Source organism: Klebsiella sp. GB_Kp056 (assembly GCF_040064755.1).
GTDB lineage: Bacteria > Pseudomonadota > Gammaproteobacteria > Enterobacterales > Enterobacteriaceae > Klebsiella > Klebsiella quasipneumoniae.
Genome location: NZ_JBEAJA010000059.1, coordinates 60,199 through 83,327 on the forward strand (window position 1 = coordinate 60,199; position 23,129 = coordinate 83,327).

The window sequence follows — 23,129 nt, forward strand, 5'->3', positions numbered from 1 at the left end:
AGCGCCCTGCGGTGCTGCCGTTTTAACAAATGCAAAATGGGTGCGAGAGGATGCGTCCTGACAACCAATACGCGGGGTTTCCCCCGCGCTGATGCTATTTCTTCGATTCGTAAGCTAGAACAGCTTTAAACTCCATACTACGCTCTTTAATACTGAGTTCGCACAGCGAGCTGCGCACCAAAAGCGTAAATCCCAGTACCGTAATACACAGTACGACGATTGCCACAAGGGCATATTTTGTTAGCATGTCTTGCCTCCCTGCAAAGAAGAGACTAACATCTGAATTGTTCAGGTTCATCCGTCAGCCTCAGTTGATAGAAATATCTCCTGGGGCTTTCGTCTGTCTGGGGTCCTGGTCTTGCTCAAGGCCAGACAGCCTCAAGCACCCGCCGCTATTCTATACTCGTCAGGGCGTGAAATTTATCTGCAAGAAATTAATCAGACGGATTTTATATTAATCTGGAAGCCGACTCGCAAAGGCGTCCATTATATTACCCCTTTACATAATTTCTGGATTTAATGAGTAAATAACTTTTATCATTTTGCGAAATATAAAAAAGCCGACGGAGAGATTATCCCAGTCGGCGTGATGGTCGCAGGCAGTTTGCGCACGACCCAGTTTTAAAATGGCAGGTAAAATAGCCCTAACAGGATAAGCCTTTAGCGGGCTCTTTTCATTAACGCTTATCTTCCGGCAATAGCGGCGGGACGTGCGGCACCTGCGGCGCCTCATCAATATCTTTCTGCGTCATCCGGAACGCTTCAGGATAGTGCTCACGGCTGGTGCGGCGCAGCGGCTCGGTATCCCGCCAGGTATACAGACAGTGCTGGCACTGATACACCGTCCAGACTCCTTTCACCGGCGATTTCGCCATGACGTCAATCTTTTCATCGGCGCAACGTGGACAAATCATCTTCTTCTCCTTACTTACGGTTGGCCAGCATAGCGGTCAGTTTTTCAGCCCAGGCTTTGGTTTCCGGCAGATCCTGCACCGGCTGGCTGTAGTGGCCGCGAAGGTCCGGCGCAACCGGGGTGGTGGCGTCGATAATTAGCTTGTCGGTGATGCCCGCCGGGCTGGAGCCTGGGTCAAGTTCAAGGACCGACATGTTCGGCAACTGCACCAGGTCTCCCGCCGGGTTAACCTTCGAGGAGAGCGCCCACATCACCTGCGGCAGGTTGAACGGGTCGACGTCTTCATCAACCATGATCACCATCTTCACATAGCCGAGGCCGTGGGGAGTGGTCATCGCCCGCAAACCCACCGCGCGGGCAAAACCGCCGTAGCGTTTTTTGGTGGAGATAATCGCCAGCAGACCGTGGGTGTACATAGCGTTGACCGCCTGCACTTCCGGGAACTCTGCCTTCAGCTGCTGATACAGCGGCACGCAGGTGGCCGGGCCCATCAGATAGTCGATTTCGGTCCACGGCATACCGAGATAGAGCGATTCAAAAATCGGTTTGCTGCGATACGAGACTTTGTCGATGCGCACTACCGTCATGTTACGACCGCCGGAGTAGTGGCCGGTAAACTCACCGAACGGCCCCTCTATCTCACGCTTACGGCCTTCAATCACCCCTTCGAGGATCACTTCCGAACCCCAGGGCACGTCAAAGCCGGTCAGCGGCGCGGTGGCGATGGGATACGGGCTCTCGCGCAGCGCGCCGGCCATTTCATATTCTGACTGATCGTATTTCAGCGGCGTGGCGCCCATCAGGGTGATAATCGGGTCGTTACCGAGGGTAATGGCGATCGGCAGGTCTTCCCCGCGCTCTTCCGCTTTATGCAGATGCAGGGCGATATCGTGCATCGGCACCGGCTGCAGGCCGAGCTTACGCTTGCCTTTCACTTCCATACGGTAGATACCGACGTTTTGCTTACCGAAGTTGTCAGGGTCAAGCGGATCGCGCGAAACGACACAGGCTTTGTCGAGGTAGAACCCGCCGTCGCCATCGTTGAGGCGGAACAGCGGCAGAATATCGAACAGGTTGATATCATCGCCATCCACGGTGTTTTCCGCCCATGCCGGGTTGGCGCGGCGCTCTGGCGTCACCGGGAAGTTATCCCAACGGCGGATGAATTCATCAATCTGCTTTTTCACCGGCGTGTTGGGCGGCAGGCCCAGCGAGATGGCATGGTTCTGCCACGAGCCGATGGTGTTCATCGTCACCCGGGCGTCGGTAAAGCCGCGAATATTATCGAACCACAGCGCCGGGGCGCCGTCGCCGATGCGTCCGGTGGCATTGGCTGCCGCCGCCAGGTCTGGCTCAGCGTTCACCTCCTCACTGATTTTCAGCAGTTGTCCCTGGTCATCCAGCGCCTGCAAAAAGCTGCGCAAATCATCAAAAGCCATTATTCGATCTCCTGTGCTAATTGTTCTGCCGTGCGCAAGCCGTTCCAGCGGCGCGCTTTGTGATAGTCGAGGCCAAACTGATCCAGCACCCGGGTCACAATGTGGTTGGTGATATCGTCAACCGTCTCCGGGTGGTTATAGTAAGCCGGCATCGGCGGCACCATCGCCACGCCCATACGGGACAGCGCCAGCATGTTCTCCAGATGGATCGTGCTGAGCGGCATTTCCCGCGGGACCAGCACCAGCTTGCGCCCCTCTTTAAGCACCACGTCCGCCGCGCGTCCCACCAGCCCCTCGGCATAGCCTGCGCGAATGCCTGCCAGCGTTTTCATACTGCAGGGAATCACGATCATGCCGTCGGTACGAAATGAACCTGATGAGATGGTGGCGGCCTGGTCGGCCGGGCTGTGGGAAAAGTCCGCCAGCGCGGCCACTTCCCGTGCCGTCCAGGGCGTTTCCAGCTCGATGGTGGTTTTGGCCCACTTCGACATCACCAGATGGGTTTCCACCTCCGGCATATCGCGCAGCGCCTGCAGTAATGCCACCCCAAGCGGAGCCCCGGTGGCCCCCGTCATCCCAACAATCAGTTTCATTCCAGACCTCATTCAATTTGTTCGTACACGAACTTTATGCTTAAATTACCCTCTCCTGAGTCGAATGACAAGATCGTTCGTATACGTGCGCATTTTTAATCAAACAGGGAAAAGGTATAAAAAGGCGTACGAACGGCTATCATAGAGGTGACAGTTTTGTTACGGAGTATCCATGGAGTTACGAAACGAAGCATTCCACCTGCTGCGCCAGCTTTTTCAACAACATACCGCCCGCTGGCAGCAGGCGTTACCGGACCTGACTAAGCCTCAGTATGCGGTGATGCGCTCGGTTGCGGAGCAGCCGGGGATCGAACAGGTGGTGCTGATTGAAGCGGCGGTCAGTACGAAGGCCACGCTGGCGGAGATGCTCAGCCGGATGGAAGCGCGCGGCCTGGTGCGCCGGGAGCACGATCCGGCCGATAAGCGCCGCCGTTTTGTCTATCTGACCGACGAAGGCGAGGCGCTGCTTAACCGTTCCATTCCGCAAGGCAATGAGGTCGATGACGAGTTTCTTGGCCGCCTGAGCGATGATGAACGCGAACAGTTCTCCCGGCTGGTGCGTAAAATGATGGTTCCCTGAGCAAGCGCCTAGCCGAGCTGCTCGCGCAGGAAGTCGATAAACGTCCGCACCCGGGTCGGCATATGCTGCGCATCGGGATAAAGGGCATACACTCCCTGCGGCGGGAAATGGTATTCCGGCAGGACAGCCACCAGCTCCCGCTGCGCCAGTTTACCGGCCACCAGCCAGGCTGGCAGCAAAGCGATGCCGCATCCGGCCAGAGCAAAGCTCATCAGCGCCGTGGCGCTATCGGCTGAAAACCGTGGCGCGTTGACTATCGTAAAATCCACCTCTGCCTGTTCATCCGTTCGCAGCTGCCAGCGCAGCGGGGCCGGCAGACGCTCGTGAATAATCCAGTCAGCTTGCGCCAGATCGGACAGCGTCAGCACCGGATGGCTCGCCAGCCAGGCCGGGGAGGCGACGGGCAGGATCGCGAAACTGGCTATCCGCGTCGCCCGATAGCGGGAATCGGCCAGCGTACCGAGGCGTATCGCCACGTCAAATCGTTCGGAGATAAGATCCGCATGATGGGAGGACGAGACGTGCCGCACCCGTAGCGCCGGATGATGACGGGAAAACGCCGCCAGCGCCGGGATGATGACCTGCGCGCCATACTCCGGCGTGGTGGTGATCCGCAGCTCTCCGCTTAAACCGCTATGGCTGGCCCGGACCTCATCCTGCAGATTTTCCGCCGCTTTGAGCAGCGCCACCCCACGCTGATAGAACAGCGCCCCGGCGTCAGTGAGCCGCAGACGGCGCGTCGAGCGCAGCAGCAGCGTCACCCCCAGCTCATTTTCCAGTTGCCGTACGTTAAAGCTGACCACCGCCTTGGTCTGCCCCAGCGCCGCGGCGGCCTGGGTAAAGCTGCCGGCGTCCACCACGGCGATAAACATGGTCACGCGCTGAAGGTTTAGCATCGTCGTCCGGATGATTGTCAAAAATATTCAGACAGTATATCCCGATTCGCCCCGTTTATCCCCCGCGGCGCCGGGTTTACAGTAGCCGCCTGTCTGAGGGAGTGAATCATGACCTATCGCCACCGCGTTGCCACCGTTTTTCTGTTCGGCTTTTTTCTCGACCTAATCAATATGTTTATCGCCAGCATTGCCTTCCCGGCTATCAGCCACGAGCTGGCGGTGTCCGTCTCGCAGCTGGCGTGGGTCAGCAATGCCTATATTCTTGGCCTGACGGCCGTCGTACCGTTCAGCGCCTGGCTCAGCCAGCGCTGTGGGCCAAAACAGCTGTTTTTACTCTCGCTGGGGCTGTTCAGCCTCGGCGCGCTGGCATCGGGGCTGGCCCATAGCCTGGGTGAGCTGATTTTCTGGCGTACGCTGCAGGGGATGGGCGGCGGGCTGTTAATCCCCCTCGGCCAGGCGCTGACGTGGCCGCTGTTTCAGCCGCAGGAGCGGGCGAAGCTGTCGGCGGCAGTGATGCTGGTCGGCCTGCTGGCACCCGCCTGCTCGCCGGCGATCGGTGGTCTGCTCGTCCAGGCGTTCAGCTGGCGCTGGGTCTTTTTCGCCAGCCTGCCTGTCGCCCTGCTTACCTTTATATTGGCGGCACGATGGCTAAACAACAGCCCCGCTCCCGTCCGGCCGACCCGCTTTCTCCCGCTGTCATTGCTGGCCGATCCTCTCCTGCGCTTCGCCATGCTGATCTATCTCTGCGTACCGGGGATGTTTATTGCCGTCAACGTCGTGGGAATGTTCTACCTGCAACGCGTCACCGGGATGGCGCCGGGGGCCACTGGCGCCCTGATGGTGCCGTGGTCGCTGGCCTCGTTCGCCGCCATCACCTTTACCGGCAGGTATTTCAACCGCTTCGGGCCGCGGCCGCTGGTGATGGTCGGCTGCCTGCTACAGGCGGCGGGGATCCTGCTGCTGCTGGTCGATGCGCACAGCCCGCTGGCGCTGTTGATTCTGGCCTTTACGCTGATGGGCGGCGGAGGCAGCTTATGCAGCAGCACCGCGCAAAGCAGCGCTTTCCTGCATACGCCTGGCGAAGAGATGCCTGACGCCAGCGCGCTGTGGAACCTTAACCGCCAGCTCAGCTTCTTTGCCGGCAGCGCGCTGCTCGCCCTGCTGCTGAGGGTATTGCCGCCGGCCTACGCCTGGCAGGGCGCGTTTAGCTGCGCCGCCGCCATAACCCTGTTGCCGCTGCTGTTTTGCCTGCGGCTGAATAATCGGGCGATTATCCATCGCCTGCACACTACTCTGGAGAAGTCATGAACCCTTATCTGCAGGAAGTGGTCGACGCCCATGTCCTTATCGAACGCTGGTTAAGCCACGGGGAAGGAAGCGCTGAGGCGCTGATGAGCCGTTTTGCCGCCGAATTCACCATGATCCCTCTGAGCGGCGAGAAGATGGATTACCCGACGGTGAGCCGTTTTTTCCACCAGGCGGGCGCAAGCCGTCCGGAATTACACATTGTGGTGGATCAGGCGAAAATCATCAGCGAGTGGCACGACGGCGCCGCCGTGCTGTACCGTGAACGCCAAACGCTGGCGGATGGCAGTGAGAACGTACGCTGGTCGACGGCGATTTTTCAGCAAGCGGAAGGGAAAATTGTCTGGCGCCATCTGCAGGAAACCCGCCTCGGCTAGCGCAAAGAAAAAGGCCCCGTCTTTCGAGGGGGCCTTTTTGAGAGAAAAGATCTTATTCGCGGAAGAGCGCTTCGATATTCAGTCCTTGCCCCTGCAGAATTTCCCGCAGGCGACGCAGACCTTCCACCTGGATCTGACGCACACGCTCGCGAGTGAGGCCAATTTCACGGCCCACATCTTCCAGGGTGGCGGCTTCATAACCCAGCAGACCGAAACGACGCGCCAGAACCTCACGCTGCTTGGCGTTCAGTTCGAACAGCCATTTAACGATGCTTTGTTTCATATCATCGTCCTGCGTGGTGTCTTCCGGGCCGTTCTCTTTCTCATCGGCCAGAATATCCAGCAGCGCTTTTTCTGAATCGCCACCCAGCGGGGTATCCACCGAGGTGATGCGCTCGTTCAGACGCAGCATACGGCTGACGTCATCGACCGGTTTGTCCAGCTGTTCGGCAATCTCTTCCGCGCTCGGCTCGTGGTCCAGCTTGTGGGACAACTCGCGCGCGGTACGCAGATAGACGTTCAGCTCTTTGACAATGTGGATCGGCAAACGGATCGTACGGGTTTGGTTCATGATCGCCCGTTCAATGGTCTGGCGGATCCACCAGGTCGCATAGGTCGAAAAACGGAACCCACGTTCCGGGTCAAACTTCTCAACGGCGCGGATCAGGCCGAGGTTACCTTCTTCAATCAGATCCAGCAGCGCCAGACCACGATTGCTGTAACGACGGGCAATCTTCACCACCAGACGCAGGTTGCTTTCAATCATGCGACGGCGTGAAGCGACATCACCACGCAGTGCGCGACGCGCGAAATAGACTTCCTCTTCCGCGGTCAGCAGTGGGGAATAACCAATCTCTCCAAGATAAAGCTGAGTGGCGTCAAGCACGCGTTGCGTTGCGCCTTGCGACAGCAGCTCTTCCTCAGCCAGATCGCTATCACTGGGTTCCTCTTCTACTAAGGCCTTCTCGTCGAAAACCTCAATTCCGTTCTCATCAAATTCCGCGTCTTCATTTAAATCATGAACTTTCAGCGTATTCTGACTCATAAAGGTGGCTCCTACCCGTGATCCCTGAGCAAAGCACCTTCCACGGCGCATCAACAAAAGACGCCAGGACGATTTCCCCTACTCCTCTCAGCGAGAGGCGCATAGACACCGCCCTGGCGCCTGTTAGCTAATGCTTCGCTTATCCGTACTTTGCCAAATTATCGCTGCGGTAAGTACTGCAGCGGGTTGACGGATTTCCCCTTGTAACGAATTTCAAAATGTAATCTTGTTGAGCTGGTTCCGGTGCTACCCATGGTAGCGATTTTCTGCCCCGCTTTGACTTCCTGTTGCTCCCGAACCAGCATGGTATCGTTATGAGCGTAGGCACTCAGGTAATCATCGTTGTGTTTGATGATAATAAGATTACCGTAGCCGCGCAGTGCGTTACCGGCATAGACGACGCGCCCATCGGCGGTCGCGACAATAGCCTGTCCCTTACTGCCTGCAATGTCGATACCTTTATTGCCGCCTTCCGCGCCACTAAAGTTCTCGATAACTTTGCCATCAGTCGGCCAGCGCCATGATGAGATCGGCGAACTGGTTGACGTACTGCTTGCAGTCGGCTGGGTTGTGCTCACCGTTGTAGGTGCCGTCACCGGCGCGACGACCGTCGAGGTCGTGGTCGCTGGTTTATTATTAGGCAACATCTTGGTAGCACTTTGTTCACCTGAGGATTCAGAATACGTAATAGTCGGTTGTGAAGCAACCACCGCGGTCGATTTTTGTGCAGAAGTTGTGGTGGCCGTCGCACCGCCGCTCGCCCTTGCGCTGGCCTGAGAAACGGCGTTTTCACCGGTGATCGGCTGGCCTGAAGCGTTGCCGACCTGCAGCACCTGACCGACGTTCAGGGCGTACGGGGCCGGGACATTGTTGCGTTGCGCCAGGTCACGGAAATCGTTGCCGGTGACCCAGGCGATATAGAACAGGGTGTCGCCGCGTTTGACCGTATAGGTACTGCCGCCGGTATAGCTACCTTTCGGAATATCGCCATATTTGCGGTTGTATACGATCTTGCCATTCACCGTCTGCACCGGCTCCTGCGCCATTGGCTGCGGCTGAATGGTCTGGGTCTGCACCGGCTGGATCGGCTGCGCCTGAGGAGCAGACTGGACGCCGGAGGATGGCGGCGTAATCAACATGCCGGAATTGGTGCTGGAAGAAGCGGCACCGCCGGCAGAGCTAACCGGCGCAGGCGGATTATTGGTGTTGGTACATCCGGCCAGCCAGAGTGAAACCAGTGAAAGAGCCGCAATACGGCTGACGGTAAATTTGGTGCTTCCCGCGCTCATTTATCCCCCAGGAATATGTTAACTGCCAATATCTTGCTTACCGGGCGACGCCCGGCCAGGACACTGAAAAATGTGTCCACCCTACGCCTAAAGTCAGGCAAAAAAAACCTGGAATAATCCGGGTCTCAGGCCAGCTCCCCTTTCACCAGGGGAACAAAGCGAACGGCCTCGACGGTATCAATGATAAATTCGTTGCCCCGGCGACGGATCCGTTTGAGAAACTGATGCTCCTCGCCGACCGGCAGTACCAGCACGCCGTCGTCATCCAGCTGCGCCAGCAGCGCGGTCGGTATTTCCGGCGGCGCCGCCGTCACAATAATGGCATCAAACGGCGCCCGCGCCTGCCAACCTTGCCACCCATCGCCATGACGGGTTGAAACATTATGTAAATCAAGTTGTTTCAGGCGACGACGCGCCTGCCACTGTAAACTCTTAATTCGCTCTACCGAGCAAACGTGATGCACCAGGTGCGCCAGGATGGCCGTCTGGTAACCGGAACCGGTGCCGATCTCCAGCACCCGCGACTCCGGCGTCAGCGCCAGCAGCTCGGTCATCCGCGCCACCATGTACGGCTGGGAGATGGTTTGCCCCTGGCCAATCGGCAGCGCGGTGTTTTCCCACGCTTTATGTTCAAAGGCTTCATCAACAAATTTTTCGCGCGGGACGCGCGCGATCGCCTCGAGGACACGTTCATCGACGATGCCCTGCGTGCGCAGTTGATTCAACAAACTTTCAACACGTTTACTTACCATTGCCTGTCAACCCCGACACGTTCCAGCCAATCGGTGACCACCTCATGCGCCTGATGGGCGGTTAAATCGACGTGCAATGGCGTAACGGAAACATAGCCTTCATCCACTGCCGCAAAATCGGTGCCCGGCCCGGCGTCGCGCTTTTCGCCCGGCGGGCCAATCCAGTAAAGGGTATTGCCGCGCGGATCCTTTTGCGGGATCACCTGGTCGGCAGGATGGCGGTTGCCGCAGCGGGTCACGCGGATACCTTTGATCTGGTCAAGGGGCAGGTCCGGGACATTGACGTTGAGGATCCGCCCGGTGCGCAGCGGTTCACGGCTGAGTCCGCGCAGGAGAGTGCAGGTCACCGCCGCGGCGGTGTCGTAGTGTTGATAGCCATTGAGCGACACGGCCAGCGCGGGGAACCCCAGATGGCGGCCTTCCATCGCCGCCGCCACGGTGCCGGAGTAAATGACGTCATCGCCCAGGTTGGGCCCGGCGTTGATTCCGGAAACGACGATGTCCGGACGCGGGCGCATCAGCGCGTTCACGCCAAGGTAGACGCAGTCCGTCGGCGTCCCCATCTGGACGGCGATATCGCCATTTTCATAGGTAAAGGTGCGCAGTGACGATTCCAGCGTCAGCGAATTCGAAGCCCCGCTGCGGTTACGATCGGGTGCAACCACCTGGACCTCGGCAAACTCCCTTAAGGCCTTCGCCAGGGTCTGTATCCCCGGCGCATGGATCCCGTCATCGTTACTCAGCAATATTCGCATAGTCACCCGTTGTATTGATAAGCTCCCTGACCACGCTGGTGGCGAAGCTGCCCGCCGGCAGCCAGAAACGCAGTTCAACGGTTACATCATCCCACCAGTTCCAGCTCAGCTGCTGCGGATAGAGGAGCATCGCCCGGCGCGCCGCCTCGACTTTCTCCCGCACCAGCAGTGTCTGCAGCAAGGTTTCCTCTGCGATGGCGGCCTGCTCGGCGGCCAGAGCGTCGCGCTGGCTTCCCCAGTCGCCGCTGCCCGGCAGCGCAGCCGTGATCATCAGTTCGCGGTTATGCACCCGCGCCTGCGAAACCTCGAGTTCTTCCGGTGTGACGACAAACCAGCTCCCACGCCCCGCTAATTGTAGCGCATCGCCATCAACAACCTGATTAAATTCCGTTTTTTTTAATCTAATACTGACTTGCTGATTAAACAACGCGCTGCGGGCCGCCGACAACCAAAAACTGCGCTTATTGCGATCGCGCACCGGCGCGCCGCTCTCCGCCCAGCGCAGCGCGCCCTGCAGATTGCTGCCGCCGATGCCAAAGCGCTGAGCGCCGAAATAGTTCGGCACGCCCCGTTCAGCGATGGCCTGCAGACGCGTCTCCACCTCCTGGCGATCGCTTACCTCGCGCAGGATCAGGGTAAACTGGTTGCCCTTCAGCGCGCCTAATCGCAGCTTACGCTTATGGCGGGCATATTCCAGTACCTGGCAGCCCTCGAGCTGAAATTTGCTCAGATCCGGCATCTCTTTGCCGGGCACCCGGGCGCACAGCCACTGCTCGGTGACGGCGTGCTTATCTTTTTGCCCGGCGAAGCTCACTTCACGGGCATGGATTTTGAGGAATTTCGCCAGCGCATCGGCGACAAAGCGTGTATTGCAGCCGTTTTTGAGGATCCGCACCAGCACGTGCTCGCCTTCGCCGTCCGGGGCGAAGCCCAGGTCTTCCACCACCAGGAAATCTTCCGGATTGGCTTTCAGCAGCCCGCTGCTCTGCGGCTTGCCGTGCAGCCAGGTCAGTTGGTCAAAGGCGATCATTTGTCGGCCTTACGCAGCAGCGCGACCGCTTCGCAGGCGATCCCTTCCCCGCGGCCGGTGAAGCCCAGCTTCTCGGTGGTGGTCGCTTTCACGTTGACGTCGTCCATATGGCAGCCGAGATCTTCAGCGATAAAAACGCGCATCTGCGGGATATGCGGCAGCATTTTCGGCGCCTGGGCGATAATGGTGACGTCGACGTTGCCGAGCGTATAGCCTTTGGCCTGGATGCGGCGCCACGCTTCGCGCAGCAGTTCGCGGCTGTCGGCGCCTTTAAACGCCGGATCGGTATCCGGGAACAGCTTGCCAATATCGCCGAGCGCCGCGGCGCCCAGCAGCGCATCGGTCAGCGCATGCAGCGCGACGTCGCCGTCGGAGTGGGCCAGCAGTCCTTTTTCATAAGGAATGCGTACCCCGCCAATGATGATTGGGCCTTCACCGCCAAAAGCGTGTACGTCAAAACCATGTCCAATTCGCATTAAGCTTTCTCCTGGTGTCGGGAACGGGTGAGGTAAAATTCCGCCAGCGCCAGATCTTCCGGGCGCGTCACTTTAATATTATCAGCGCGTCCGGCGACCAGCTGCGGATGGAAGCCGCAGTACTCCAGCGCTGAGGCTTCATCGGTGATGGTGGCCCTCTCGTTCAGCGCCCGGGTGAGGCAATCCACCAGCAGCTCGCGAGGGAAAAATTGCGGGGTGAGCGCATGCCACAGGTCATTACGATCGACGGTATGGGCGACGGCGGTTTTGCCCGGCTCGGCGCGCTTCATGGTGTCGCGCACCGGCGCTGCGAGGATCCCGCCGACGCGGCTGGTTTCACAGAGTGCCAGCAGGCGGCTGAGGTCATCCTGATGCAGGCAGGGGCGCGCGGCGTCATGCACCAGCACCCACTGCGCCTCCGGCAACGCCTGCAGGCCGGCGAGCACCGAATCGGCGCGCTCGGCGCCGCCATCCACGACGGTAATTTGCGGGTGCTGGGCCAGCGGCAGCTGGCTGAAGCGCCGATCGCCGGGGCTGACGGCAATCACCACGCGCTGGACGCGCGGATCCGCCAGCAGCGCGGCGACCGCATGTTCGAGAATCGTTTTGTTACCGATTGAGAGATATTGTTTCGGGCATTCCGTTTGCATGCGGCGGCCGAAACCGGCTGCCGGCACCACGGCGCAAATGCCCGGAAAAGTGGCTGCCATGTTGTAATCCTGGGCCTGGTTATCGATTGTTCTGCTGTTGCCCCGATGCCTGGTTGCGTTTAGACGCATCCGGTACCAGACGATAGAAGGTTTCGCCCGGGCGGGTCATGCTGAGTTCATTGCGCGCACGCTCCTCGATCGCTTCCTGACCGCCGTTGAGGTCGTCAATTTCGGCAAACAGCTGATCGTTGCGTGCTTTTAATTTGGCGTTAGTCGCCTGCTGGGCGGTGACGTCGTCGTTAACCCGCGTGTAGTCATGCAGGCCGTTTTTACCGAACCACAGCGAATACTGTAGCCAGACCAGCAAAGCTAATAATAGCAGCGTTAGTTTACCCATCCTGCCCCCTGAAAAACGGCATCATCATCCCAAAACTCGCCCGGGTACGCTACCGGGGCGCGCGGACGATGCCGCGTAACGCGGGGACTGTACCATATTTTTGCTGCTGATACCCATGCTTGATTCATACCAGAAACGGGTTATCCCAACAGCCAGAGGAAGAGGAGCGCAAACATCAGCCCGACGGTCAGGATGGTCGCGCTGGCGCTATAGAGCAGTTTACCATTGAGCAGAGAGTGCAGCGCAATACCGACCACCACCGCCACCGGCATCAACGCAAGGAAGAATGGCCAGGTGTAGAGGAGGAAGAAAAGTGTATTACTGCCATAGAGAAGGAAGGGAATACCCAGCGCCAGCAGCCATGAAATAAAGCCCACGGCAGCGCCCGACAAAGACCAGGTGGTCTCGTCGCCGGTCGCCGGAGGCGGTTCTGAACGAATAATACTGAGGTTCTGGGTATTGCGCATATCGAATCCTGTAGACCGGGCAACCGGCACCCCTCGATGCCGCTGCCGTTTCAGGATCTGATAATATCGCTCTGTTGCAGCAGGTCTAATAGTTGGTGCACCAAATTTGTTACCAATTGTTCACCATCCAGATGAATTTCCGCCTTTTCCGGTGCCTCATAGACCGAGTCTATACCGGTGAAATTGCGTAATTCCCCTGCCCGCGCCTTCTTATACAATCCTTTCGGATCCCGCGCCTCGCAGATGGCCAGCGGGGTATCGACGAACACTTCGATAAAGCGTCCCTCCCCCAGGCGCTCGCGCACCATCTGTCGCTCCGCGCGGTGCGGAGATATAAATGCCGTCAATACAACCAGCCCGGCATCGACCATCAGCCTGGCCACTTCACCGACGCGGCGAATGTTCTCTTTGCGATCCTCATCACTGAATCCCAGGTCGCTGCACAAGCCATGACGTACGTTATCGCCGTCCAGCAGATAGGTGCTGACGCCGCGCTCATGCAAGGCTTCCTCCAGCGCCCCGGCGACCGTGGATTTACCCGACCCCGAAAGGCCGGTAAACCACAGCACCACGCCGCGATGGCCGTGATGCTGTTCCCGCTGCTGCTGGGTCACAGGATGGGCATGCCAGACGACGTTTTCGTCATGCTGGGCCATTATTTGCCTCCCAGCAGGTCGCGGGCGTCCCAGTGCGGGAAGTGTTTGCGGATCAGCTGGTTCAGTTCCAGCTCGAAAGCGCTGTACTGCGATGCCGACGTCGGCGCCTGCAGGTGCGGCTCGTTGACCATCCCGGCGCCGACGGTGACGTTGGTCAGACGATCGATAAAGATAAGCCCGCCGGTCACCGGGTTTTGCTGATAGGGATCCAGCACTAGAGGTTCGTCAAAGGTCAGCTCCACCAGCCCGATGCCGTTCAGCGGCAGAGCCTCGACTTCACGCTGGGTCAGGTTGTTAATATCCACCTGGTAACGGATAGCGTCCACGCGGGCGCGGGTCTTCTTACCGGCGATTTTAATGTCGTAGCTCTGCCCCGGGGTCAACGCCTGCTCGGCCATCCACACCACGTAGATGCTGGCGCTTTGCACCGCCGGCAGCGTGGCTTGCGCGTCAACCAGCAGGTCGCCGCGGCTGATGTCGATTTCATCTTTCAGCACAATGGTAATGGCTTCCCCGGCGGCGGCTTCCTGCAGATCGCCGTCGAAGGTGACGATACGCGCCACGCTCGACTCGACGCCCGACGGCAGCACCTTCAGCCGCTGGCCGACCTGCACGGTACCGGAGGCGACCGTACCGGAGAAGCCGCGGAAATCGAGGTTCGGACGGTTAACATACTGCACCGGGAAGCGCAGCGGTTGGCTCTCCACTACCCGTTGGATCTCCACCGTTTCGAGGACTTCCAGCAGGGTCGGGCCGCTGTACCACGGCATGTTCGCGCTCTGGCTGGCGACATTATCGCCCTCCAGCGCCGACAGCGGCACAAAGCGAATATCGAGGTTGCCCGGCAGTTGCTCGGCAAAAGTCAGGTAAGCTTCACGGATCTCGTTGAAGCGCGCTTCGCTAAACTCGACGAGATCCATTTTGTTGACCGCCACCACCAGGTGTTTAATGCCCAGCAGGGTGGAGATAAAGCTGTGACGGCGGGTCTGGTCGAGCACGCCTTTACGCGCGTCGATCAGCAGGATCGCCAGATCGCAAGTGGACGCGCCGGTGGCCATATTGCGGGTGTACTGCTCGTGCCCCGGGGTGTCGGCGATGATAAATTTGCGTTTTTCCGTCGAGAAGTAGCGATAGGCCACGTCGATGGTGATGCCCTGCTCGCGCTCGGCCTGCAGGCCATCCACCAGCAGCGCCAGGTCCAGTTTTTCGCCCTGGGTGCCGTGACGCTTGCTGTCGTTGTGCAGCGAAGAGAGCTGATCTTCATAGATCTGGCGGGTATCGTGCAGCAGACGGCCAATCAGGGTGCTTTTACCGTCATCGACGCTGCCGCAGGTCAGAAAACGCAGCAGGCTTTTGTGCTGTTGCGCGTACAGATAAGCTTCTACGCCGCCTTCATTGGCAATTTGTTGGGCAATGGTCGTGTTCATGGCGGCTCCTTAGAAATAACCCTGACGTTTCTTCAGCTCCATCGAGCCGGCCTGGTCGCGATCGATGACGCGCCCCTGACGTTCGCTGGTGGTGGATACCAGCATCTCTTCAATAATTTCCGGCAGCGTCTGCGCTTCAGACTCCACCGCGCCGGTCAGCGGCCAACAGCCGAGGGTACGGAAACGCACCATCCGTTTTTCAATCACTTCGCCCGGCTGCAGATCGATACGGTCGTCGTCGATCATCATCAGCATGCCGTCGCGCTCCAGCACCGGGCGCTCAGCGGCCAGATACAGCGGCACGATTTCGATGTTTTCCAGATAGATGTACTGCCAGATATCCAGCTCGGTCCAGTTGGAGAGCGGGAAGACGCGGATGCTTTCGCCTTTGTTAATCTGGCCGTTGTAGTTGTGCCACAGCTCCGGACGCTGGTTTTTCGGGTCCCAGCGGTGGAAGCGGTCGCGGAAGGAGTAGATGCGCTCTTTGGCGCGGGATTTTTCCTCATCACGCCGCGCGCCGCCGAATGCGGCGTCAAAGCCGTATTTGTTCAGCGCCTGCTTCAGCCCTTCGGTTTTCATGATATCGGTATGCTTGGCGCTGCCGTGGACGAACGGGTTGATGCCCATCGCCACCCCTTCCGGGTTTTTATGCACCAGCAGCTCGCAGCCATAGGCTTTGGCGGTACGGTCGCGGAACTCATACATCTCACGGAATTTCCAGCCGGTATCGACGTGCAGCAGCGGGAACGGCAGGGTTCCCGGATAAAACGCTTTGCGCGCCAGATGCAGCATTACGCTGGAATCTTTCCCGATGGAGTACATCATCACCGGGTTAGAAAATTCGGCGGCCACCTCACGAATTATATGGATGCTTTCCGCCTCCAGTTGCCGCAGGTGAGTGAGTCGTTTTTGGTCCATAACCGTTCCTTAAGCCAGATTGACCACCGAAGAGTTAAACCCCTCGGCGGATGATGTATGTTGAAACCAGGCGAGCTGCTGATGCAGCTGCACCACTTCGCCGACCACCAGCAGAGCGGGCATCGGGGCGTCTTTCGCCAGGTGTTCGAGTTGTTGCAATGTGCCGGTTATCGTCTGCTGATCGTCGCGAGTACCGCGGGAAATCACCGCTACCGGCGTATTGCTGTCGCGACCGTGGGCGATCAGCTGGGCGCTGATTTCCGCTGCCTTCATGGTGCCCATGTAAATGGCCAACGTCTGTTGGCTCTTTGCCAGCAGCGCCCAGTCGAAGGGAGCGCTGTCCGGCTTATAGTGCCCGGTGACAAAGACGGCGCTTTGCGCATAATCGCGATGGGTCAGTGGAATACCGGCGTAGGCCGTCGCGCCGGCGGCGGCAGTGACGCCAGGCACCACCTGGAACGGGATGCCCGCGGCGGCGGCAGCCTGCAGCTCTTCTGCGCCGCGGCCAAAAATAAACGGATCCCCGCCTTTCAGACGCACGACGGTTTTCCCCGCCTTCGCCGCCTCCACCAGCAGCTGATTGGTTTCATGCTGCGGCACCGAGTGCTCGCCGGCGCGCTTACCGACGCAAACCAGCTCGGCATCGCGGCGCACCAGCTCGAGAACCGGCTGGGTCACCAGATGGTCGTGGAAAACCACGTCCGCCTGCTGGATCGCCTGCAAACCACGCAGCGTCAGCAGCCCGGCATCGCCCGGTCCGGCCCCCACCAGAATAATTTCACCTGTTTCGCGTTCAGGCTTATCCAGCTCATCCTGCAGCGCTTTTTCCGCCTCCGCAGCGTTGCCCGCCACCATCAGGCTGGCGAAGCGGCCGGTAAAGACCCGCTCCCAAAAGCGGCGACGCGCTTCGGTGGTCGTCAGACGGGTTTTCAGATGATTGCGCCAGTAGCTCGCCGATTCCGCCAGACGCCCGAGGTTCGTCGGCAGCAGCGCTTCGATTTTTTCGCGCAGAATACGCGACAGCACCGGCGCTTTCCCGCTGGAGGAGATCGCCACCAGCAGCGGCGAACGGTCGACGATAGAAGGGAAGACAAACGAGCAGAGCGCCTGGTTATCCACTACGTTGACCAGCCGGTAGCGCGCGTTAGCCGCCGCAAACACCCGCTGGTTAAGCGCCTCGTCCTCCGTGGCGGCAATCACCAGAAAGACATCATCCACCAGAGCGTCGCTAAATTCCGTCGCCCGCCAGCTAAGCGCCTGGCGCGCCGCCAGATCGGCCAGCGCCGGAGACAGCGTCCCGGCGACCACCTGCACCTGCGCCTGGGCGCGCAGCAGAAACTTGATCTTGCGTTCGGCAATCTCACCGCCGCCGATCACCAGCACGGGCCTTTGTTTCAGTTCGGCAAAAAGGGGCAAGTAATCCACGGGGGTAACAACTCTCTTACAATCAGCGATACTGCGACTATAGGGTGCGCCTTAGAGCAAATGAAATTACGAAATGGAATGAGTTGTGACACAAAGGAATAACGCGGTGGAAATCTAAATATCAAAAAGTGCTTAACACGCTATTTTTCCGCTATTTAAGAGCAATTGAAATTGTTTAACCGCGGTCACAGTTTCATACTGTACGCGTCAAATTGTCTCGTTCGTGTAAGGACCCCTTATGTTTTCCGCGTTGTGCCGCCGTCTGCTTCCGCTGGCGCTCGGCACCGGTTTTGTTTTCGCCGCCGCCCCCGCATTCAGCGCGCTGGGCGACACCGCCAGTAGTCAGGCTCGCCATATCGCCACCGTCTTCCCGGGACGAATGACCGGAACGCCCCCGGAAATGCTCTCAGCTGACTATCTGCGCCAGCAGTTCGCCCGGATGGGCTATCAGAGCGACGTGCGGAGCTTCAATACCCGCTACATCTATACCGACAGCAACCAGCGTAAAAACTGGCATAACGCCACCGGCAGTACGGTGATCGCCGCCCATGAAGGCCAGTCTCGCCAGCAAATCATCATCATGGCGCACCTCGATACCTACGCGCCGCAGAGCGATAAAGACGTCGAAAACAACCTCGGCGGCCTGACGCTGCAGGGAATTGACGACAACGCGATGGGGCTCGGGGTGATGCTGGAGCTGGCGGAGCATTTACAGAACGTCCCCACCCGCTATGGCATTCGCTTTATCGCCACCAGCGGCGAAGAGGAAGGTCGTCTCGGCGCGCAAAACCTGCTGCAGCGGATGAGCGAGGCGGAAAAGAAAAATACCCTGCTGGTGATCAATCTCGATAACCTGGTGGTGGGCGATAAGCTTTACTTCAACAGCGGCCGCCGCACCCCGGCCTCGGTGCGCAAGCTGACCCGCGATCGCGCGCTGGCTATCGCCCGCAGCAAAGGCATCGCCGCCTACACCAATCCGGGACTCAATCCGGCTTACCCGAAAGGCACCAGCTGCTGTAATGACGCCAGCGTCTTCGACAACGCGGGGATCCCGGTGCTGTCGGTCGAAGCGACCAACTGGTCATTAGGCAAGAAAGATGGCTATCAGCAGCGGAGCAAATCGCGCAGCTTCCCGCAGGGAATCAGCTGGCATGACGTTCAGCTGGATAATCAGCAATATATCGACAACGCGCTGCCGGGACGGATCGAGCATCGCGGGCGCGATGTCGTGAAAGTGATGCTGCCGCTGGTGAAAGAGCTGGCGAAGGTAGAGAAGAAAAGCTGACGGATGCAAATGAACACGCGGCATCACCCGCGTGTTCTCTTTCACACTATTCCCTGAGGAAGCGCTAATCAACCCTCGTGCAATCCGCACTCGCGTTTAAGCCCGAAGAACCGGGTCTCTTCTTCTGCCATGCCCGGCTCCCATTTGCGGGTGGTGTGGGTATCGCCTACCGACAGATACCCCTGATCCCACAGCGGATGGTATTTCAGCCCATGCTTTTGCAGATACTGATACACCGTCCGGTTATCCCAGTCGATAATCGGCAACACCTTGAACACCCCGCGCTGGACCGCCAGCACCGGAAGCGTCGCCCGACTGCCCGACTGCTCGCGGCGCAGACCGGCAAACCACGTCTGCGCGTTCAGCTCTTTCAGCGCCCGGTTCATTGGTTCAACCTTGTTGATCTCATTGTATTTCTCAATGCCCTCAACGCCCTGCTCCCACAGCTTGCCGTAGCGCGCCTCCTGCCAGGCCGCGCTTTCGGCCGCGCGGTAGACCTTCAGGTTCAGCTTGAGCTTGTCCGTCAGCTCGTCAATAAACTGGTAGGTTTCCGGGAACAGGTAACCGGTATCGGTGAGGATCACCGGAATGTCCGGGCGGATCTGATTCACCAGGTGCAAACTCACCGCCGCCTGAATACCAAAGCTTGACGACAGCACATAGTCTCCCGGCAGGTTTTCCAGCGCCCAGGCCACACGCCCTTCGGCGTCGAGCTTTTCCAGTTGGGCGTTGGTTTCCGCGAGTGCCAGAATGCGTTCCACTTTCGGCAATGCATTAAGCGCGTTTAGATCGAGTACGGACATAAGAACCTCGTTTGCCTGTTTTGCCGGGCGGCACTGCGTTTGCCCGGCCTACGGGTTTTACAGGCCCGGATCGCTACGCGCCACCGGGCACCAGGATGTTACTCCCAGAAATCGCGGGCTGGATCGAGCACCGGGCGAATGATGCCCGCACGCACCGTAAAGTCGCCGAAGCCTTCACCCGCTTCGCGCTCTTTCGCCCAGCGCCCTACCAGTTGGTCTAGCGAGTCGAGAATTTCCGACTCGGTAATGTTCTCACGGTACATCCGCGGGATGCGGGTGCCGCTGCGGTTACCGCCGATGTGCAGGTTATAGCGGCCTGGCGCTTTCCCCACCAGCCCCACTTCCGCCAGCATCGCGCGGCCGCAGCCGTTCGGACAGCCGGTGACGCGGGTGACGATATGCTCATCGCTCACGCCATGCTTGCTCATCACCCCTTCCACCTTGTCGATAAACGACGGCAGGAAACGCTCGGCTTCCGCCATCGCCAGCGGGCAGGTCGGGAAGGAGACGCAGGCCATTGAGTTTTCGCGCTGCGGGGTGACGGCATTCATCAGACCATGATCCCGCGCCAGCTTCTCGATCCGCGCCTTCTGATCTTCCGGTACGCTGGCGACGATCAGGTTCTGATTGGCGGTGATGCGGAATTCGCCCTGATGGATCTTAGCAATCTCCAGCAGACCGGTTTTCAGCGGGCGCCCCGGATAATCCAGAATGCGGCCGTTTTCAATAAACAGCGTCAGGTGCCATTTATCATCAATCCCCTTCACCCAGCCGATGCGGTCGCCGCGGCCGGTGAATTCGTACGGGCGGATCGGCTCAAACTTAATGCCTGCCCGGCGCTCCACTTCCGCCTTAAAGGTTTCAACGCCAACGCGCTCAAGGGTGTACTTGGTTTTTGCATTCTTACGGTCAGTACGGTTACCCCAGTCGCGCTGGGTAGTCACGACCGCTTCCGCCACCGCCAGAGTATGCTCCAGCGGCAGATAACCGAATTCGCTCGCCGTGCGGGCGTAGGTTTTTTTGTTACCGTGTTCGATAGAAAGACCGCCGCCCACCAGCAGGTTGAAGCCCACCAGCTTGCCGTTTTCGGCGATCGCCACAAAGTTCATGTCGTTGGCGTGCAGATCGATATCGTTCTGCGGCGGGATCACCACCGTGGTTTTAAACTTACGCGGCAGATAGGTCTGACCGAGGATCGGCTCTTCGTCAGTGGTGGCGACCTTTTTCTGATCCAGCCAGATCTCGGCATAGGCGCGGGTGCGCGGCAGCAAATGCTCGGAGATCTTTTTCGCCCACTCGTAGGCCTCAGCGTGGAGCTGCGATTCGTACGGGTTGGAGGTGCACAGCACGTTACGGTTCATATCGTTGGCGGTGGCCAGCGCGTCCAGCCCCACCGAGTGCAGCATCTGATGCACCGGCTTGACGTTCTTTTTCAGAATACCGTGAAACTGGAAAGTCTGCCGGTTGGTCAGGCGAATACTGCCGTAAATGGTGTTCTCGGCGGCAAACTTATCGATCGCCTTCCACTGGGTGGTGGTGATCACCCCGCCCGGCAGACGGCAGCGCAGGAGCATCGCATGACGCGGCTCCAGCTTCTGAGCGGCGCGCTCCGCGCGGATATCGCGATCGTCCTGCTGGTACATACCGTGGAAACGGATCAGCAGGAAGTTATCGCCTTTAAAACCGCCGGTCAGACCGTCGTTTAAATCTTCCGCAATAGTGCCGCGCAGGTAGTTGCTCTCAAGCTTCATACGCTCGGCATCGGTCAGTTTACCTTCGACCACTAAAGGCCCCGGATGTTTTTCGCTCATTAGTAGACATCTCGCTGATAACGGCGCTCAACGCGCAGCTCACTTAAAAATTCGTCCGCCGCTTCGGCGTCCATCGCGCCGTATTCGGCAATCACTTCCAGTAAAGTCTGTTCCACGTCTTTCGCCATACGATTGGCGTCGCCGCAGACATAAATGTGGGCGCCATCATTGATCCAGCGCCACAGCTCGGCCCCCTGCTCACGCAGTTTGTCCTGCACATAGATTTTTTGTTGTTGATCGCGGGACCAGGCCAGATCGATACGGGTCAGCAGCCCCTCTTTCACATAGCTCTGCCACTCCACCTGATAGAGGAAATCTTCGGTGAAGTGCGGGTTGCCGAAGAACAGCCAGTTCTTACCTGGCGCCCCGTCCGCTGCGCGCTGCTGCATGAAGGCGCGGAACGGCGCAATACCGGTGCCAGGGCCAATCATGATCACCGGCGTCTCCGGGTTAGCCGGCAGACGGAAGTTGTCGTTGTGCTCGATAAAGACGCGGACTTCGCCATCCTCTTCCACGCGGTCGGCGAGGAAGCTGGAGGCGCCGCCAGCCCGGGCGCGGCCTTCGATGTCATAGCGCACCACGCCCACGGTGACATGCACTTCGCTCTCCACTTCCGCCTGCGAGGAGGCAATAGAGTACAGACGCGGCGTCAGCGGGCGCAGCAGACCGATTAACGCCTCGGCGTCCAGCTGCGCGGGGGAGAAACGGACCATATCGACGATCGGCGTCGCGGCGGCATACTGCTGCAGTTGAGCTTTATCGCCCACCAGCGGCAGCAGCGATTCGCTGCGGGTCAGGGTGGCGTAGTTTTCGACGATAGTCGCGGTGTTAACCGTCAGCTCAAAATGCCACTGCAGGGCTTCCGCCAGCGGCAGGGTTTTGCCCTCGACGGTCACCGGCTCGTCGCCTTTCAGCCACAGCAGCTCCACCAGCTCTTTCACCAGCTGAGGATCGTTTTGATACCAGACGCCCAGGGCGTCGCCCGGCTGATAGCGCAGACCGGAATCACCGAGGTCAATTTCGATATGGCGTACATCTTTTTCTGAATCGCGGCCGGTGATTTTCTGGTTGACCGACAGGGTCGCCGTCAGCGGAGCCTCTTTGGTGTAGGGACTGGTGTGAATGTCGTTCACTGCGCCGCTGGCGGACAGCTGAGCGGGCGCGGCGACCGGCGCACGGGCCTTCAGCACCTCAACGACGCGCGCGCGCCATTCAGCGGCCGCGGCCTGATATTCAACGTCGGCGTCGACGCGATCGAGCAGGCGTTCCGCGCCAAGTTCGGCCAGCTTGCTGTCGAAATCTTTGCCGGACTGGCAGAAGAATTCATAAGAGGTATCGCCGAGGCCAAAGACGGCGAATGCGGTCCCGTCCATCTTCGGCGCTTTCTTCGAGAACAGGAACTTATGCAATGCGACCGCTTCTTCCGGCGGCTCACCTTCCCCCTGGGTGGAGGTCACGACCACCAGCAGTTTTTCAGCAGCAATTTGTTTGAATTTATAATCGCCTGCATTCACCAGCTTCACGTTCAGCTTCGCCGCCAGCAGATCGTCGCGCAGCGCTTCGGCGACGCGGCGAGCGTTGCCGGTTTGCGAGGCGGAAATCAGCGTGATCGTCGGGACCTCGGCGGCCGGGGCGGGAACGGCGGCTGCCGCGCCGGACTGCTGATTCAGCACGCCCCAGAAATAGCCAGACACCCAGGCGAGCTGAGTGGGCGTGAAGTCAGTGGTGGCCGCCTGAAGGCGCGCCAGTTGCTCCGGGTTGAGCGGCAGCAAGTTGGAAGGTGGGGCCTGTGTCGTCATGCGTCGTTTGTTCCAGTAAGCAAAGCTGTTATTCGCACCCT

At 59.2% G+C, this 23,129-nt stretch carries 25 protein-coding genes; 4 read left to right on the forward strand and 21 right to left on the reverse strand.

Annotated elements, in window-relative coordinates:
* Positions 1-94 precede the first annotated feature (94 nt).
* The 4 genes from ABLV52_RS20390 to ABLV52_RS20405 form a co-directional block, all read right to left on the reverse strand.
* Entirely contained in the window at positions 95-247 is a 153-nt protein-coding gene (locus ABLV52_RS20390; RefSeq protein ID WP_009651623.1) for a Hok/Gef family protein, read from the reverse strand.
* Positions 248-677: 430 nt separating this feature from the next.
* Entirely contained in the window at positions 678-914 is a 237-nt protein-coding gene (locus ABLV52_RS20395; protein WP_017899174.1) for a non-oxidative hydroxyarylic acid decarboxylases subunit D, read from the reverse strand.
* A 10-nt stretch (positions 915-924) separates the two neighbouring features.
* Positions 925-2,352 (reverse strand): non-oxidative hydroxyarylic acid decarboxylases subunit C, encoded by a 1,428-nt coding sequence (locus tag ABLV52_RS20400; protein ID WP_004205612.1) that lies wholly within the window; start codon positions 2,350-2,352, stop codon positions 925-927.
* Entirely contained in the window at positions 2,352-2,945 is a 594-nt protein-coding gene (locus ABLV52_RS20405; protein ID WP_023290814.1) for a non-oxidative hydroxyarylic acid decarboxylases subunit B, read from the reverse strand. Before ABLV52_RS20405 ends, ABLV52_RS20400 begins: the two co-directional genes overlap by 1 nt.
* A 172-nt stretch (positions 2,946-3,117) precedes the next feature.
* On the opposite strand from ABLV52_RS20405, the gene ABLV52_RS20410 reads away from it, so the two are divergent.
* On the forward strand, positions 3,118-3,525 hold the full coding sequence (locus ABLV52_RS20410) for a MarR family transcriptional regulator (protein WP_023290815.1): 408 nt from the start codon (positions 3,118-3,120) through the stop codon (positions 3,523-3,525).
* 8 nt (positions 3,526-3,533) lie between these two features.
* Here the strand turns inward: ABLV52_RS20410 and ABLV52_RS20415 are convergent, their stop codons facing one another.
* Positions 3,534-4,421 carry a LysR family transcriptional regulator gene (locus tag ABLV52_RS20415; protein ID WP_032453901.1) on the reverse strand — a complete coding sequence of 296 codons (888 nt, stop codon included), beginning with the start codon at positions 4,419-4,421 and terminating at the stop codon, positions 3,534-3,536.
* Positions 4,422-4,529: 108 nt separating this feature from the next.
* Between ABLV52_RS20415 and ABLV52_RS20420 the strand changes: the two genes are divergently transcribed.
* Complete coding sequence (locus ABLV52_RS20420) at positions 4,530-5,729, forward strand: MFS transporter (RefSeq protein ID WP_348890877.1); 1,200 nt, start codon at positions 4,530-4,532, stop codon at positions 5,727-5,729.
* On the forward strand, positions 5,726-6,103 hold the full coding sequence (locus tag ABLV52_RS20425; protein ID WP_032453902.1) for a hypothetical protein: 378 nt from the start codon (positions 5,726-5,728) through the stop codon (positions 6,101-6,103). The genes ABLV52_RS20420 and ABLV52_RS20425 overlap by 4 nt, the downstream gene beginning before the upstream one ends.
* Before the next feature lie 52 nt (positions 6,104-6,155).
* Here the strand turns inward: ABLV52_RS20425 and rpoS are convergent, their stop codons facing one another.
* The 13 genes from rpoS to cysG all read right to left on the reverse strand — a co-directional run bounded on the left by rpoS (position 6,156) and on the right by cysG (position 17,381).
* Complete coding sequence (gene rpoS, locus ABLV52_RS20430; protein ID WP_002915106.1) at positions 6,156-7,148, reverse strand: RNA polymerase sigma factor RpoS; 993 nt, start codon at positions 7,146-7,148, stop codon at positions 6,156-6,158.
* A gap of 158 nt (positions 7,149-7,306) precedes the next feature.
* On the reverse strand, positions 7,307-8,437 hold the full coding sequence (gene nlpD / locus ABLV52_RS20435) for a murein hydrolase activator NlpD (RefSeq protein WP_023290819.1): 1,131 nt from the start codon (positions 8,435-8,437) through the stop codon (positions 7,307-7,309).
* Positions 8,438-8,562: 125 nt separating this feature from the next.
* Positions 8,563-9,189: a protein-L-isoaspartate(D-aspartate) O-methyltransferase gene (locus tag ABLV52_RS20440; protein WP_023290820.1), complete on the reverse strand. Its 627-nt coding sequence runs from the start codon at positions 9,187-9,189 to the stop codon at positions 8,563-8,565.
* A complete protein-coding gene (surE, locus tag ABLV52_RS20445; protein WP_348890878.1) occupies positions 9,183-9,944 on the reverse strand; it encodes a 5'/3'-nucleotidase SurE in 762 nt (253 codons plus the stop codon). The genes ABLV52_RS20440 and surE overlap by 7 nt, the downstream gene beginning before the upstream one ends.
* Complete coding sequence (gene truD / locus ABLV52_RS20450; protein WP_032453903.1) at positions 9,925-10,974, reverse strand: tRNA pseudouridine(13) synthase TruD; 1,050 nt, start codon at positions 10,972-10,974, stop codon at positions 9,925-9,927. The genes surE and truD overlap by 20 nt, the downstream gene beginning before the upstream one ends.
* Complete coding sequence (gene ispF / locus ABLV52_RS20455; RefSeq protein WP_004181093.1) at positions 10,971-11,450, reverse strand: 2-C-methyl-D-erythritol 2,4-cyclodiphosphate synthase; 480 nt, start codon at positions 11,448-11,450, stop codon at positions 10,971-10,973. Before ispF ends, truD begins: the two co-directional genes overlap by 4 nt.
* A complete protein-coding gene (gene ispD, locus ABLV52_RS20460; RefSeq protein WP_180266093.1) occupies positions 11,450-12,160 on the reverse strand; it encodes a 2-C-methyl-D-erythritol 4-phosphate cytidylyltransferase in 711 nt (236 codons plus the stop codon). The genes ispF and ispD overlap by 1 nt, the downstream gene beginning before the upstream one ends.
* Positions 12,161-12,179: 19 nt before the next feature.
* Complete coding sequence (gene ftsB / locus ABLV52_RS20465) at positions 12,180-12,497, reverse strand: cell division protein FtsB (protein WP_002915156.1); 318 nt, start codon at positions 12,495-12,497, stop codon at positions 12,180-12,182.
* A 140-nt stretch (positions 12,498-12,637) separates the two neighbouring features.
* Positions 12,638-12,964, reverse strand: coding sequence for a DUF3561 family protein (locus ABLV52_RS20470; protein WP_004205590.1), 327 nt, complete (start codon positions 12,962-12,964; stop codon positions 12,638-12,640).
* 50 nt (positions 12,965-13,014) lie between these two features.
* Positions 13,015-13,620, reverse strand: a complete 606-nt coding sequence (cysC, locus tag ABLV52_RS20475; protein ID WP_002915158.1) for an adenylyl-sulfate kinase — start codon at positions 13,618-13,620, stop codon at positions 13,015-13,017.
* Positions 13,620-15,047, reverse strand: coding sequence for a sulfate adenylyltransferase subunit CysN (gene cysN, locus ABLV52_RS20480; protein ID WP_348890879.1), 1,428 nt, complete (start codon positions 15,045-15,047; stop codon positions 13,620-13,622). Before cysN ends, cysC begins: the two co-directional genes overlap by 1 nt.
* A 9-nt stretch (positions 15,048-15,056) precedes the next feature.
* A complete protein-coding gene (cysD, locus tag ABLV52_RS20485) occupies positions 15,057-15,965 on the reverse strand; it encodes a sulfate adenylyltransferase subunit CysD (RefSeq protein WP_002915160.1) in 909 nt (302 codons plus the stop codon).
* Between the two features lie 9 nt (positions 15,966-15,974).
* Complete coding sequence (cysG, locus tag ABLV52_RS20490; RefSeq protein ID WP_072096587.1) at positions 15,975-17,381, reverse strand: siroheme synthase CysG; 1,407 nt, start codon at positions 17,379-17,381, stop codon at positions 15,975-15,977.
* A gap of 247 nt (positions 17,382-17,628) precedes the next feature.
* On the opposite strand from cysG, the gene ABLV52_RS20495 reads away from it, so the two are divergent.
* On the forward strand, positions 17,629-18,675 hold the full coding sequence (locus ABLV52_RS20495; protein WP_060591959.1) for an aminopeptidase: 1,047 nt from the start codon (positions 17,629-17,631) through the stop codon (positions 18,673-18,675).
* 68 nt (positions 18,676-18,743) lie between these two features.
* Here the strand turns inward: ABLV52_RS20495 and cysH are convergent, their stop codons facing one another.
* From cysH to cysJ, 3 genes are all read right to left on the reverse strand, one after another.
* Positions 18,744-19,478 carry a phosphoadenosine phosphosulfate reductase gene (cysH, locus tag ABLV52_RS20500; RefSeq protein ID WP_004205586.1) on the reverse strand — a complete coding sequence of 245 codons (735 nt, stop codon included), beginning with the start codon at positions 19,476-19,478 and terminating at the stop codon, positions 18,744-18,746.
* A gap of 98 nt (positions 19,479-19,576) precedes the next feature.
* A complete protein-coding gene (gene cysI, locus ABLV52_RS20505; protein ID WP_004205585.1) occupies positions 19,577-21,289 on the reverse strand; it encodes an assimilatory sulfite reductase (NADPH) hemoprotein subunit in 1,713 nt (570 codons plus the stop codon).
* A complete protein-coding gene (gene cysJ / locus ABLV52_RS20510; RefSeq protein ID WP_101865966.1) occupies positions 21,289-23,088 on the reverse strand; it encodes an NADPH-dependent assimilatory sulfite reductase flavoprotein subunit in 1,800 nt (599 codons plus the stop codon). Before cysJ ends, cysI begins: the two co-directional genes overlap by 1 nt.
* Between the last annotated feature and the right edge of the window lie 41 nt (positions 23,089-23,129).